We start from the raw sequence: 13,945 nt of genomic DNA, 5'->3' as shown, positions 1-13,945 counted from the left end.
TAACCTCAGAGGCAGGACCAGATGTGGAAAATCCGGCACAGACAAAGCAGAATGGATAATCACGGCCTGGGGAAAAATATACCGCTGTGTTCATTTCCACCGTCCTGCAGCATCTCTGCCCTGATTTGCCTAATTTTACTTACCTTTGCATCTTTTAAGATTATCAGTTATCATATGATACTCTTAAATCATATATAACTAACGATACAATGACGTTTGAAGATCTCAAAATAATACCCCCATTATTAAAGGCGCTGGAAGAAAAAAACTACAAGGAGCCAACCGCAATCCAGGAAAAAGCCATTCCTGTGGTATTGAATCAAAGGGATATACTGGGCAGTGCACAGACAGGGACGGGCAAAACCGCAGCTTTTGCCCTGCCGATCATTCAACTGCTACATACTACCGACACACAGGAGAAAGGTCGCATTAAGATCAAATCCCTGATCGTGACGCCTACCCGCGAACTTGCGATCCAAATTGACGACAACATTGCCTTGTATGCCAAACATACCAGGCTCCGTCATGCAGTCATCTTTGGTGGAGTAAAACAGGGTGCACAGGTCAATGAGCTGAAAAGGGGGGTAGACATCCTGGTAGCCACTCCAGGCAGGTTGCTTGACCTGATCAATCAGGGCTTTATCACGCTGCAACATGTCAAAATCTTTGTGCTGGATGAGGCTGACAGGATGTTGGATATGGGATTCATTCACGATATCAAAAAGTTGCTGAAACTACTGCCCACCAAAAGGCAATCGCTGTTTTTCTCCGCCACCATGCCAGCAAGCATTGTGGAGCTTTCCTCAAAAATATTAACTGATCCGGTAAAGATTGAAGTCAACCCCGTATCCTCTGCCGCAGAAACATTGCAGCAGAACGTGTACTATACCAACAAGTCTACCAAAAAGGAACTGCTGCTGCATATCCTCAAAGACAGGAATATGAACCAGGTATTGCTTTTTTCCAGAACCAAGCACGGGGCAGACAAAATCACCAGAAACCTGAAATCCGTAAACATCAGCGCCGCTGCCATCCATGGCAACAAGGCCCAAAACCACCGGCAAAAAGTCCTGGGGCAGTTCAAAGATGGAAGCATCCGGGTCCTCGTGGCCACTGACATCGCGGCCAGAGGCATCGACATTGACAAGTTGCAATATGTGATCAATTATGATATCCCGGAGGATCCGGAAACCTACGTGCACCGCATAGGAAGGTCGGGGAGAGCCGGAGAATCGGGTATCGCCATTTCACTCTGTGAGCCGGAAGAAAATATCTATCTCAGGGATATCGAAAAATTGATCCGTCAGAAAATCGATGAAGTCAAAGACAATCCCTTTCCGCAGACAGATAAACCAATGACGGCGCAGGAGAAGAAAGAATTCAATAAGGAAAAGCAGCGAAAAAAGCAGGCTTTCTTTGCCAACAGGAAGAAATCGAGGTAAGCGACATAAAGGATCCTACAAATAGGCAATAAATTTTCTGGCTCTCGTCAACACCAGTTTTTCCTGCGCCTTGCGGATTCTTTCCCGTTTCTCTTCCGCCTGAGAGGAAAGCAGTTCCAGACTTACTTCCCAAACCTCATTTCTCCATGAACTGATTAGCCGGGATAGGAGCCATTCGTCAACCCTGCCCATCAGTTCATCTATGGCAGCCATGCTCCATGAGCTGGGATTGATGATGCTGTCCTGCACTGCATCGATGGTATTGGCGATGATTTGATTTACCATTTCATGGTCTTGCTTCAGCAAACCCCTTTCTTTTTCGGGAAGGTCCCTCCAGGTTTTCACCAGGCAATCATAAAGGGCCAGAGGCAAATCATAATTGATGTGGGCATTGACACCCAACAGGAGGTTTTGGGTTACGCTGATTTCCGGATTCAGGCTGGCATCATGTACCTGCCTCCATACAGCCGGAGCAATGGCCGGCTGTTTGTCATAATGCGCCAAAGCATCAAAATAATATTCGGAAAACCGCAGCAGTAAACGACTTACCCATTCAGCATTGACAAATTGCTTCATGCCAATGGCATCGTACATGTTTTGGCTCATCATGCTGTAACAGCCCAGAAAAACATGTCTCTGATCACCGGCATTTTTCCAGTTTTCTGCCCTTGATTGCATGTTTGCCAATAACGATTGTACTTCCTGCATGTTTGTTACAATGTTTATAAAATAGCGATTCCTGAAATTCCAACGGAAACAAATATAAAACCGGGCCTTTTCCTATTGGGCATTGTATATACCGTCTTTCCTGAAAACCGGCCACTCCAAATTATGATAATGAACATACAACATTAAGATGGATTGATACCTTCCCGGACAATAAAAAAATATACTAACATTTGGCGAGAGGAATAAATAAACAGGCAAGTAACTGTTTTGGAGATGTTCCGCCTGCCTCCGTAAACCCAAATCGCTTTACCCAAACAGGGATCAGTTGGCGAAAAAAATATCCGGTTCTCCATCAAAGCTAAACTGCCCGTTTTCCAACACCAAAACTCGTTGCGCCATGCGCCTGATTTCTGAGGAATCGTGACTGACCAGAAGGGTAGTAAGCGCAAAATCCTTGTGGAATTGGACAATGTATTGCTGCAGGTTGGCCCGCATTTGCATATCTAAAGCAGAAAGTGGTTCATCCAATAAAAGGAGCTTTGGCCGCCGGACCATGGCCCTGGCAAGTGCTACCCGCTGTTTTTGACCACCGGATAAAACCATCGGCCTTTTTTGGGCCAGCTTTTCCAGGCCCACTCTTTCCAGCATTTCCGAAACAATGCCCGGCTCCTGACCCTTATCCAGGGCAAATAGCAGGTTTTCCTCAACCGACATATTGGGAAAAAGGGCATATTCCTGAAATACCATCCCCATATTTCTCCTTTGGGGCTTGAGGTTTATCCTTTGGTCCCGATCATACCAGGACTTACCAAAAACGTGCAACTTCCCTGCATCAGGCCTCATCAATCCGGAAATCATCCGCAAGATACTTGATTTCCCTGCGCCGGAGGGACCATATAGCCCTACCAGTTCCCCCTGCTTGATCTGACAGGACACCTTTAAGCCCATTTTTCCATCCGGCCCAAACAGCGATTTTTCCAGATCCAACTCAATCATATCCCAGTACCCTGTTTTTATCGTGATTGACCCAGTAGGTGATCAGTAATACCAAAAAAGAAAACCCAATGAGCAGTAGGCTGTACTTATTGGCCTGTTCATAATTCATGGCCTCTACCTCATTGTATATGGCAACAGAAATTACCCTTGTTTCCTCAGGAATATTGCCTCCGACCATCAGTACCACTCCAAATTCACCAACCGTATGCGCAAAGGATAAAACAGCGGCGGTAAGCAAAGCACTTCTCATGTTGGGCAACAATACCCGGGTAAGTGTGATCCACCGTCCCTTTCCCAGAGCTTGAGCCGTATCCAGCCAGGATTTGGGTATGGAGGTAAAGCCGGACCGCAGGGGCTGTACCATAAAGGGCAGGCTGTAGATCACAGAGGCCAGGACCAAGCCGGGAAAAGTAAATACCAGGCGCAAGTCTACAAATTCGTCCAAAAATGCTCCCAGCGCATTCTCCGGACTAAAGGCCAGCAGCAGGTAAAAACCCAAAACAGTGGGCGGCAATACCAAAGGCAGGCTCACAATCGCTTCTACTGCGTATTTTATCCGGTATTTACTATAGGCCAGCCAATAGGCCAGTGGTATACCCAAAAAAAACAAAATCAAGGTAGTGAACAAAGCCAACCGCAAAGTCAATATAAAGGGGCTAAAATCCATTACCCTTCAGGCTGGTTAAATCCATAATAATTAAGAATTTTAATGGCCGTTTCGGTTTTCAAAAAAGCCATAAAGGAGGCTGCTCCTTTACTATTGCCCCCATGACTGGTCATCACAGCACCTTGCAGCAGTGGCTGATGGCTTTCTTCAGGAATCAGAAAATAAGAGGTTTGGTAGCGTTTCATAGTAGGTGACAGCGCCAAAGATAGGGCAATAATGCCTGCATCTGCTGCTCCGGTGGAAACAAATTGTGCCGCCTGGGAAATATTTTCTCCCAGCACAAGCCGGCTGGAAAGGGAATCATACATTCTGTAATAAGTCAATGCTTCTACCGCACGCTCCCCATATGGGGCATGATCGGGATTGGCTATGGCTATCTTTTTTACCCCGGCTTGCTGAAAAGCAGTCATGCCCAAGGGGGCCGTATCTATTTTCCTGCTCCAGATGACCAGTCTTCCCAGACCATAAAGGTAAATTGCTGAAGACGTTAAAGCCTTTTCTTCCAGCAATTTAGGGTATGCCACATCGGCAGACATAAAAATATGGAAAGGTGCCTGATTAGATATTTGTTCATACAATTTACCGGAAGATCCGTAAATCGGACGAATAATCACCGGGTTAGTTTCAGAGAAAACAATAATGATGGAATCCAGGGCAAATTTAAGGTCTGAGGCTGCCGCTACTAAAACCGGTTTTTCTCTTTGCGCTGCAGCCAATTGAAAGACCATCATGGCACCAAAAAACATTACTATCGCTTTTTTAGCAGTTTGCATGTTTTCTATTTTAAGTAAAGCTATTCATTCGCCATTTTTATTTCAATTCCAGTTATACCCACCTGGCCTGCTTTTTCTCATGGGGAACTACCAGTCGGAACGGGCCGATTCCCGGTGGAAGGGGCTTCCCATCCTCTTCAAATGCCAAAAGCACCCTTTTATGTGTAAAAGCAGGATTCGTTATATATCTAAATATATATCGGATTGCGGTAATTGCAAAAAATTTGGGATTAAATAATGCTGCTTCCCACAAATGAAAAATGATCAAAATTATTGGTATGGATTACAACATATCCATGATGGCTGCTTCATCAGCGGCTATTTTTTCCAGCTTTCTTTCCAATGCCGCAAACCTGTTTATAAGTTTTTTTGCATGGTCGGTAATTTCGGCACCCCCACCTTTCTCTCCCCCTTTTTTGAAGATGACATAAGCCTGGCTTCCGCGGCTGTTGAGGTCATTGACCATGTCCCAGGCTTTTTTGTAGGACATGCCCATTTGTCGGGCGGCTTTTGAAAGAGATCCTTCGGACTGGATCAGGGTAAGGAGTTGCAGCCTTCCCGGACCGAAAAATTTCTCCTGATCCAGGGTAATCCAACACCTGATTCTTAGTTTTTTTTCCATGAGCTAAATTTTGAAGCAGGGTTTTAAGATGAAAGAAAACATATTACGGACCATAATAAACCGACAGCGATCCGGAACGCATTCTATATCCGGAATTAAAAGTACGATCCTTTTTGCTATTTTTGAATGAATAGTCTGTCTGTTCCCGCAATAAAGACTACTATTGTAGTGATATTAAAGCGTTATTCGATTCAAATCACACGTGAAGAGGATGGTGGCGTACCAAAAGCGGTATTGAAAAAGTCATTGAATCCTGAAATTATTATTTCTGGAAGAAACAACCCCGATTTCAATTATGGCGAATTCGCCACAATTAAAAGTCAGCCCGGATTAAACAGCTACAAAATAAGTGTTAAAGAATGGACCGAGAAGACCAATGCCATTGGATTGAGAGCCAAAGCAGGTCGATACGGTGGAACCTATGCGCATTCAGATATTGCATTTGAATTTGGCATGTGGATCAGTGCAGAATTTAAAGTTTACCTCATTAAGGAGTTCAAACGACTCAAAATCGAAGAAAACGACCGCTTGCAATTGGAATGGAACTTCCAGCGAATCCTCGCCAAAGTAAATTACCACATAAACACAGACGCGATCAAGGAAAACCTCATCCCTGAAAAGCTTTCCAAAAAGCAGATATCATTCGTCTATGCCAATGAAGCAGATGTGCTGAACATGGCGCTGTTTGGTAAAACCGCCAAATAATGGCGGGATGAAAAGCCTGATGCCAAAGGAAATTTTTGCGACTAGGCGTCTTTAGAGCAACTGGTAGTGCTCTCGAATATGGAAAGCCTCAATGCCATGCTCATTCATCAAGGAATAACACAACCTGAACGATTGACACAGCTCAATAAAATGGCTATCACGCAAATAACATCCCTTCTAAAGCATAAAGACCAAAAAAAAAAGAATACTTAAATCCGAATACCGGGCAATTGTTGCATAAGCCCTCCACGGACTTTCTAGCTTTAAGAGGCTTTTTTATATAGAAAGTATTGTTTAGTTTGTGATTATTATTAACCTTATTGTTATTATTCTGGGCATTTAAATACCTTTTCCTATGAATCCAATCCCATTCTCTTCGATTTTCCACATTTTTTTGACGGTCAATCGCATTTTCCGACTCAAGTTAGTTTTTGTTTTTCTCCTATTTGCCTCGCTTGTTTTTTCTTATAAAGCGAACGCAGTAGAAGTAGTTATTGAGGGAGCATCTGCTTTTGTCTGTCCGAATAATTCGGTTACTTACACTGCAAGAACATTTAATGAAACTTTCGGCTACGAAATTTATTCCTGCGGTATTGTTTGGAATGTATATAAAGGTAATGACATCGTAGGTGGGGGATCAGGTATAAATTTTACTTACACCTTTGAGGATGTTGGAGTCTACGAAATTAAAGCTGCTGCTTCAAGTTGCGATGCCCCTAACTTTGGTAGCGGAGAAAAAACGATTATGACAACTTCAAGAGTACCGGTTCCAAGTCCAGTTTCAGGTCCTGCGATGTGTTCTCCGGGACAACCCTATACATATACCACAAGTCCTAGCTTAGCTAGTATATTCCCTGTCACCGGAAACTGTTACTACCATTTTCCTTATTCATGGACTGCTCCTGCCGGTTGGTCTATCAATGGAGAAGGAAATACGGCGTTTACGAATGAAACGATCAGTATAACTGCGCCTGTTAATACTCCAGCAGGAAGTTATACCATTTCAGTACAAGGGTCTATAGAAAAGCCAGGACAAAATGGTTTTTGGGAAAGTACTAAAAGAGACTTTTCCGTCCAAGTTGGACCATTTAGTACCTCCCAAGTGACGGTTTCCGGTACTGTAATGGTATGCAATGGCAATTCTTACACCTACACAGCAAATATGCCAGGAGAACATCAAAATGGATATACCTACAACTGGACCTATCCCCCTGGGTGGATTGTAGAAAATACCTCTGAAAATACCATAAGATTTTATGTTCCTTCATCATACAATTCCTACGATGCAGTTCGTGTATCAATAAATAACGGCTGTGGAGCCACTCCTTTGACTGGAATTACTGTCTTCCCTTGCAGTTTTATGATGTCTTCCGGTGATTTTAAGATTTATCCTAATCCGTCATTTGGCGAATTGTATGTTGAATATGATGTTGAAGGAAATAACTTAAGTGAACCTTTTGATGAAGAATCACAGACTCAGGAAGTTAAACCGGTTAAATTTAAAGTAGATATTTTTGATCGAACTGAAAAGCTGGTAGGAACCGGAGAGTCTAAAAACAATAAGGTTCATTTGGACACTAAAGGATTACTGCCCGGAACTTATTTCCTTCATATTTATTCGGGTAAAGAGGTTTGGAGAAAACAGATTTTGATAAAAAATTGACGAAGTAACTATTAACCAAATGTTCTTCCGTAAAATTAGAAAGCAATGAACCTTAAACACAAATACCTTTTTTTCTTTGTTTTGTTTCTTATTGTTGCTATTTCCTTTAGGGGAACTGCTCAAACAGAAGATGTTAAATTTACCGCAAAACAGGCGGTCTATCTTGAGGTTGGTGGAAATGCAGGCCGGTATGCAATCAATTATGGGCGAATAATCCATCAAAAAGGGAAACTAAAGCTAAATGCGAGTGCAGGTTTTTCAATGTTTCATGACAGATTAAATGCTAAAACAACATGGCTCCCGGTAGTACCCGTAGAGATATCAGCATTATATGGTAAGTCAAACCATCATTTGGAATTGGGTATGGGAGTTACTTCTTACCTAACCAGACGTTTAGGTTTTGATTCGGAAACATTTCAAACAACCGATAAAGTGGTTTTTGATGCGGGCATACCTTTAAGAATTGGCTATAGGTATCAAAAGCCTGAAGGGGGATTCTTTTTCCGTGCGGGATATACTCCAATTATCAATTTTCCAACTGGCGGAGGAGAAGAATGGTCCTTTGAGCCAAGGTTTGCAGGATTGAGCATAGGAAAGAGTTTTTAGTGTGCTTGGATGGCTTCAAAAAAAAATTAAATCATAGTACGATGTCATTTAAACTCAATTCAGCAATTATAGGGACTTTAGTTCTGGCATTGGCGTTCTCTTTCGATTGCTCCGCTCAAACAGAGGTCGAAAAATTTACAGCTAGGAATTCAGTCTATCTTGAAATTGGAGGAAATGCAGGTCAATATGCTTTTAATTATGGCGGTTTGATTTATCAAAAGAGAGCGTTTAAGGTAATTGGAAGTGTGGGTTTTTCCCTGTGGGCGGAACCTATAGAAGGTCCTACAATTTGGAATCCAGCGATACCTCTTGAAGTTTCTACCCTGTTTGGGGCGAAGAAACATCACCTGGAATTTGGGGTGGGAATTACCCCTTTTTTACAAGCGGGAGTAAATTCGTCTTGGGAGTCTGGGAATTTAGTCCAATCAAAGGGGGCTAGCCATCTGGGTGCCATTCTTCCAATTAGGGTAGGCTATAGGTATCAAAAGCCTGAAGGGGGCTTCTTTTTTAGAGTGGGGTACACACCATTTTTTGCCATGCCTAATAAGACCCGCGAAGATTGGGCTTTTCAGTCGGTTTTTGCAGGCTTGGGTTTGGGAGTGAGTTTTTAAACCGCCATCAATCAAACTCCTTGATTTTATTCTTTTTGCAGCTGAAGTCCATCCATTCGTCTGTCTTAAGGATACACTGTAAAACATCATGGTCATAAATCACAAGCCTATTCACTCCAAACTTTAAAAGAAGTGTGTAGTTGGATGAATGTTTACGATTGAATTAGACCATGGAAGATGTACTATCCAGTCTCTAAAGTCTCCCCCTCTCTTCGTTCTCTCCAGTCTCCCCTTCTTAGTACAAAAACCTTCTTTAGTAAGTGCAATATTCCTGATTGAATGAACTTGTCCTCCTAAAAGAATCTTTTACCAGCTCCTTGCGCCACCTCTTCCAGGTCCGCGAAATCCTCCTGGTCCATCTTCAGGTCCATCTGATTTTTTGAAGTTTCCAATAATATAAGTAAAAGAAACCATCGCGTACCGGGTCAGCACATTAGAGAAAACATCGGTGACCGCAACATCCGAAACGGTTCTGGAAATGCTGTTGTTTTGCTTGAGCAGGTCAAAGACATATACCTTTAATTCCCCCTTGTTGTTTTTCAGGAAACGGTAACCGGCTTCAATGTTCCATAGCCATACCGATTGGTCCAGCCCTTCAGAAAGACCCCGGTAAAGCATGTTGTTCACATTGTTGGCGATAAAGGTTTTGCCATCATTGGGGGAATAATAAAACCTCAGGTTACTGTTTTGGATGTAATAATTCTGATCCAGGTTGCTCTGCAAACTACTGTTCACTATAGTGTAGGTACCATTGGTGGAAAGTGTAAAATCCACATCCTTGCTAATATTGCTGGCAAAAGTGACTCCCTGCCTGAAATCGATGTTCTCGTTCACGTTGGTCTGCCCGTTGATGATACCCGGTGTCCTGCCGTAGCTGATGCCAGGGTTAAAATTAACTTTTGTTTTCCATCGCGGAATACTGGTGCCGAAATTTACAAACAGACGGGTATTCATTTGCCCGTTGAGGTTTACCGGACTGGTGATCTGACCGCCTCTACGAAGCAGGACTTCGTTGTTAATCAGCGTATCCTGTGGGGCCACAAAGGTATTGGTTCCGATGAAGTTGCTATTGAAGTTGGCAAAAAGGAACATGAAAAGGCTTTTGTTGGTCTCCATATCAAATTTTGACATGTTGGCAAAAAGCGTGTGGTTATAGCTCTGGCCCAAAGCCGGATTACCAACAGAAAGATTCAAGGGGTTGTTGTTATTGATCACATTTTGCAGTTGGTTTACACTGGGTTCATCTGTGCGAGTCCGGTATCTAAACCGGTAATTGGTGCCCCCCTCATTCCGGTAGTTCAGCGTAACGGTGGGCATAACGTTCCGAAACTCTCTGTAGAAGGTGCCCTCCGTGGGGAACACACTTTCGTTGTCCAGGACTGCATACTGATAGTCCAGGTTCAGGTTGATATTCAGTCCTTTGTTGTTGTAGCGGTACCCCAGGCCGGTCCTTTGTGTGAGGAATTTATTGTCAAACTCATTGCTGAGTGCGGTATCCAATACCATGATGCCCTGCTCATTGGCAAGTTGAAAGGTTTTCTGGTCCGCTGCACTCTTATTGTTGCCCACCTGATAGGACAAGGTGCCCACTGATCTTTCACTAATAGGTTCGGTATAGGTGAAGTTTGCCCGGTAGTTGAATCCATCAGACAGGGCTGTGGTTTCCTGGACCAGGGTGTCAAAGGAATTTCTTACATAATCTTTATTAGAGGAGATCAGGTCTGTCAGTTGGTCCCTCTGGTTCCAGGAAGTAAACAGATCGGTAGAAAAAGTACGGCCCGTTTTGTTAAACTTGTAGCGGTAGGTCAGGTTATTGGAAATGTTATATCCCTGGGTTTCGTTTTCGGTAAGGTTACGGGTGTCACTTAGGGAATCCAGGGATTGATCCAGGTTCAAACCTTCCAAATTGCTGTACCGGCTATTGTCCTGGAAACTGATACTTGGATTGATAATCAAGGCATTTTTTTCGTCAATATCATATTCCATGCGGGCATTCATGCGGTGGTTTTTGTTGGCAATTGTGCTGATCTGGTCTTCCTGATAGACCTGACTTTGGTCCTCATTGATGACCGTCTGCCTATTGGTGTTTTCAAAAACGGTGTTGTCTGAAGAGTTGAAGAAATAACTTCCGGTAAAATTCACCTTTTCCCCCCATTTGTCGCTGTAATTCAATCCAATCGAATTGGTCGTAACGATGCCATTGTTTGACGAGACGCCAAAATTATTGCCTCCTCCACCTGGGCCTCCTCGTCTGCCCCGGCGACCCCCGCCACCCAGGCCGCCGCTCACACCTAATAGATCGTCCGAGGCAAAATTCTGCTGGTTGACGTTATTGGACATGCCAATGATGGAAATGCGTCTGTCTCCATTAAAAAAATTTATGTTTCCTCCTACTGAATAGGTATTGTCGGTACCGTAGCCACCGTAGACCCTTCCGAAATAGCTGTTGCGCATGTTGCCTTTTGTAATGATGTTGATGGTCTTGGCATAATTGCCATCATCCAGTCCTGTAAGCCGGGACTGGTCAGAACGCTGATCCAGGACCTCCACGCTGGAGATGGCATCTGCCGGAAGGTTTCTCAAGGCAATAGAGGGATCGTTTCCAAAAAATTCTCTTCCATCTACCAATATCTTCTGCACCTGTTCGCCCTGCGCCTGAACCTGACCGTTTTCTATGGTGATACCCGGAAGCTTGCCAATCAGGTCTTCGGCCATGGCATTTTCCTTGGTTTTGAAGGCATTGGCATTAAAGACGGCGGTATCGCCTTTCATTTCTCCTACTGCATTTTCGCCTTCAATGACTACTTCCCCCAGCAGGTTGCTGTCTTCACTTATGGCGATGGTACCCAGGTCCAGGGGCATTCCCCGGCTGAATTCCCGGGTGACTTTTTCAAAACCCACGTAAGTAATTTCAAGTTTGAAAACCGGTAGACGGGGATAGGCAATACTAAAAGTTCCGTCCGGACCAGTGGTGGTGTTGCTGATCAGGGAGTCCTGCTGCGTCTTTAACAAGACATTGGCCCCAATCATGGGATCCTCGCTGCCCTTGTCAACGACTTTTCCGCGAATCAGGGGTACATTTTGGCGATCCTGCCGCGCCATCAGATCAGTGGTGGCAAACCAGCCGATGCAGACGAATAGAATAAAAATCCTCATATGATTGATCTGTTTTTTGATATGAGGATTAGACCACTAATCTGTCCCGGAGTTTAACGGCTCACTTAAAAAAATTTAAACGGTTGAAAAACAGGAACTGGCGGCTCAAATAAGGGGCAGAAAATTGCTGACCAAAATAGATCCTTACGCACCCATGGCCACGATATCCCGATAATTGATTCCCATATGGCTGTTGTCATAAATGGCCTCGCCATCTTTGATAACAATCACCTGGGGAGAAGCATGGTCTACACCAAATTCTGAAACAATGGCATTAGAAATATCCCTGTGGGCAATCAAATCGAGAAAATATGCAGACAAGCGATCACTGTCTTCGGCTTTCCAGCTACGTTCCATGCGATTCCAGGCCATGCTGCTGATAGAACAACGGGTGGAATGTTTGAAAATAACTACCGGCCTGGCTTTGCTTTCCTCCCTGATGTGATCCAATTGGGATAAATTATCTAGTTTTTTCCAGCTCATAATACTATTTTATTTTCGGATAGGATAACCAAAACACAAGGGTTTAAAGTTCAAAACCGCTAATAAATTTTGAATTCCCTTATATTTGTCTTCACAAATAAAATAATCTGAATGTTGCATGCCATTTGCTCCATTCTATCGTTCTTTCTATTGATGCATAAATATTCTATCTATCTCATCATTCTTTTCTTTTCAATTTACGGTTGGGCTTGCCGAAGCCTTCCCATGGACGGACCGGAGGCCCTTGATCCGCCTCCTCCGCTTCCCGAGGCACCGGCGACAGTAAACCTCAACATGGAAATACCGCTTTCCTTCGCAGAGGAAAAAATCAATTCCGGTCTCGGGGAGCAGCTCTTCGACGAAAAAGACCTGCAAATCGGCGATGGGCTATTTGCCGATATTGACCTGAAAAAAGCTGGCCTACTGGGTCTCACTGCAAAAGAAAGTGGCCAGGTGGTCCTGGAAATGCCGGTCTCGCTGGATGGCAAATTGAGAGTGGAGAAGACACTTTTTGGACAACGGATCGCTACCGCATTGCCTTTTCAGGAAGAATTAAACCCTCAAATCAGTTTTTTACCCGTGCTGAAGCCAAACTGGGAGTTTGATATAGAAGACTTGGAAATCCTGTCCTGGGGCAAACCGCTCGAGTACGACATGCTGGGTTTCAAAATCGATTTTGAACCCCTCGTAAAGCGGCAGATAGTACGCATCATGGAAAACCAACTGCGGACCGGTACCCTGGCGGCCCTGGACTTCAAACATATAGCGAATAATTTCTGGTCCTCCTTTAGCAGGCCCAGGTATGTGGAAAATGGTTTTTCCGGCACTTATATCTATCCGCACGCTGAAAAATTAATAGTACACGACAGGTTTACGGCCGATCAGACCCTGCTACTGAGCCTTACCCTGGAGGGTGAAATGAGAAGCCAGAAAGACAGACCTCTGGCAACCCAGCTGGCATCACTGCCTGACATCTCGCTGGAGAAAACCACCGGTGAGGGGCTGGACATCACCACTCCGCTCAGGATTGGCTTTGAGGACATCAGTTCCTACCTCAATGAGACACTTTCAGACAGCCTGTTTGTGCTGGACAGCAGGACTACACTTAAGCCGCTCCGTTTTACCCTGCGGCATTATGGTGCGCAAACCATGATCATCATGGATTTTTTGGCCAGACGCCAGGGCAAAAAGGATCTGGAAGGCAAATTCTATCTGGCCGGACAGCCGGTATTTGATCCGCAATCAGAAGTCATAAGGATGGAAAACGTGGATTTCAGGCTGGATACCAAAAGCTTCTTTGCCAACTCATCCAACTGGATGAGACGGAGGAAAATCATGAAAGCGATCAGGAAACTGGGCGTAATTCCCCTGACCGGATATCTCGAAAATGCCAGAAGCAGCCTGATGGAAATGGGTGAATGGCAAACCGGATTTGCGACGTTCACGCTGGACCGACCTGACATTTCGATTTCGGGGATTTATCCCACCAGCAATGATTTGGTCATATTTGTTCAAACCAAAGCAGGCATTCAGATGGAATGGATCAAGTGAG

13 protein-coding genes are annotated in these 13,945 nt (G+C 44.2%); 6 read left to right on the top strand and 7 right to left on the bottom strand.

Annotated elements, in window-relative coordinates; translation table 11 throughout:
* The first annotated feature begins 209 nt into the window (after window positions 1–209).
* Entirely contained in the window at window positions 210–1,442 is a 1,233-nt protein-coding gene (locus BUB19_RS00395; RefSeq protein ID WP_073089994.1) for a DEAD/DEAH box helicase, read from the top strand.
* A gap of 15 nt (window positions 1,443–1,457) precedes the next feature.
* Here the strand turns inward: BUB19_RS00395 and BUB19_RS00390 are convergent, their stop codons facing one another.
* From BUB19_RS00390 to BUB19_RS00365, 5 genes are all read right to left on the bottom strand, one after another.
* Entirely contained in the window at window positions 1,458–2,150 is a 693-nt protein-coding gene (locus BUB19_RS00390) for a DUF5995 family protein (protein WP_073089991.1), read from the bottom strand.
* 282 nt (window positions 2,151–2,432) lie between these two features.
* On the bottom strand, window positions 2,433–3,107 hold the full coding sequence (locus tag BUB19_RS00385; protein ID WP_073089988.1) for an ABC transporter ATP-binding protein: 675 nt from the start codon (window positions 3,105–3,107) through the stop codon (window positions 2,433–2,435).
* Window positions 3,100–3,774, bottom strand: a complete 675-nt coding sequence (gene modB / locus BUB19_RS00380) for a molybdate ABC transporter permease subunit (RefSeq protein WP_073089985.1) — start codon at window positions 3,772–3,774, stop codon at window positions 3,100–3,102. Before modB ends, BUB19_RS00385 begins: the two co-directional genes overlap by 8 nt.
* Entirely contained in the window at window positions 3,774–4,547 is a 774-nt protein-coding gene (gene modA, locus BUB19_RS00375) for a molybdate ABC transporter substrate-binding protein (protein WP_073089982.1), read from the bottom strand. The genes modB and modA overlap by 1 nt, the downstream gene beginning before the upstream one ends.
* Window positions 4,548–4,830: 283 nt before the next feature.
* The gene (locus BUB19_RS00365; RefSeq protein WP_073089977.1) at window positions 4,831–5,169 is read right to left on the bottom strand and encodes a winged helix-turn-helix domain-containing protein; all 339 of its coding nucleotides are present in this window, start codon (window positions 5,167–5,169) and stop codon (window positions 4,831–4,833) included.
* Window positions 5,170–5,295: 126 nt separating this feature from the next.
* Between BUB19_RS00365 and BUB19_RS00360 the strand changes: the two genes are divergently transcribed.
* From BUB19_RS00360 to BUB19_RS00345, 4 genes are all read left to right on the top strand, one after another.
* Window positions 5,296–5,874 carry a KilA-N domain-containing protein gene (locus BUB19_RS00360; RefSeq protein WP_245802744.1) on the top strand — a complete coding sequence of 193 codons (579 nt, stop codon included), beginning with the start codon at window positions 5,296–5,298 and terminating at the stop codon, window positions 5,872–5,874.
* A gap of 355 nt (window positions 5,875–6,229) precedes the next feature.
* Window positions 6,230–7,537 carry a T9SS type A sorting domain-containing protein gene (locus BUB19_RS00355; RefSeq protein WP_073089974.1) on the top strand — a complete coding sequence of 436 codons (1,308 nt, stop codon included), beginning with the start codon at window positions 6,230–6,232 and terminating at the stop codon, window positions 7,535–7,537.
* Window positions 7,538–7,582: 45 nt separating this feature from the next.
* Complete coding sequence (locus BUB19_RS00350) at window positions 7,583–8,143, top strand: hypothetical protein (protein ID WP_073089971.1); 561 nt, start codon at window positions 7,583–7,585, stop codon at window positions 8,141–8,143.
* Between the two features lie 41 nt (window positions 8,144–8,184).
* The gene (locus BUB19_RS00345; protein WP_143155867.1) at window positions 8,185–8,754 is read left to right on the top strand and encodes a hypothetical protein; all 570 of its coding nucleotides are present in this window, start codon (window positions 8,185–8,187) and stop codon (window positions 8,752–8,754) included.
* 306 nt (window positions 8,755–9,060) lie between these two features.
* Here BUB19_RS00345 and BUB19_RS00340 read toward each other — a convergent pair whose 3' ends face one another.
* Window positions 9,061–11,910 carry an outer membrane beta-barrel protein gene (locus BUB19_RS00340; RefSeq protein WP_073089965.1) on the bottom strand — a complete coding sequence of 950 codons (2,850 nt, stop codon included), beginning with the start codon at window positions 11,908–11,910 and terminating at the stop codon, window positions 9,061–9,063.
* Window positions 11,911–12,054: 144 nt separating this feature from the next.
* Entirely contained in the window at window positions 12,055–12,393 is a 339-nt protein-coding gene (gene ytxJ / locus BUB19_RS00335) for a bacillithiol system redox-active protein YtxJ (protein ID WP_073089963.1), read from the bottom strand.
* Window positions 12,394–12,504: 111 nt separating this feature from the next.
* Here ytxJ and BUB19_RS00330 point away from each other — a divergent pair, with 111 nt between their 5' ends.
* Complete coding sequence (locus BUB19_RS00330) at window positions 12,505–13,944, top strand: DUF4403 family protein (RefSeq protein WP_084096869.1); 1,440 nt, start codon at window positions 12,505–12,507, stop codon at window positions 13,942–13,944.
* Window position 13,945: the final 1 nt, after the last annotated feature.

Source organism: Cyclobacterium lianum (assembly GCF_900143075.1).
Taxonomy (GTDB): Bacteria; Bacteroidota; Bacteroidia; order Cytophagales; family Cyclobacteriaceae; genus Cyclobacterium; species Cyclobacterium lianum.
The sequence above is the reverse complement of the archived record's forward strand: the minus strand, read 5'-3'. Positions and strand labels throughout refer to the sequence as shown.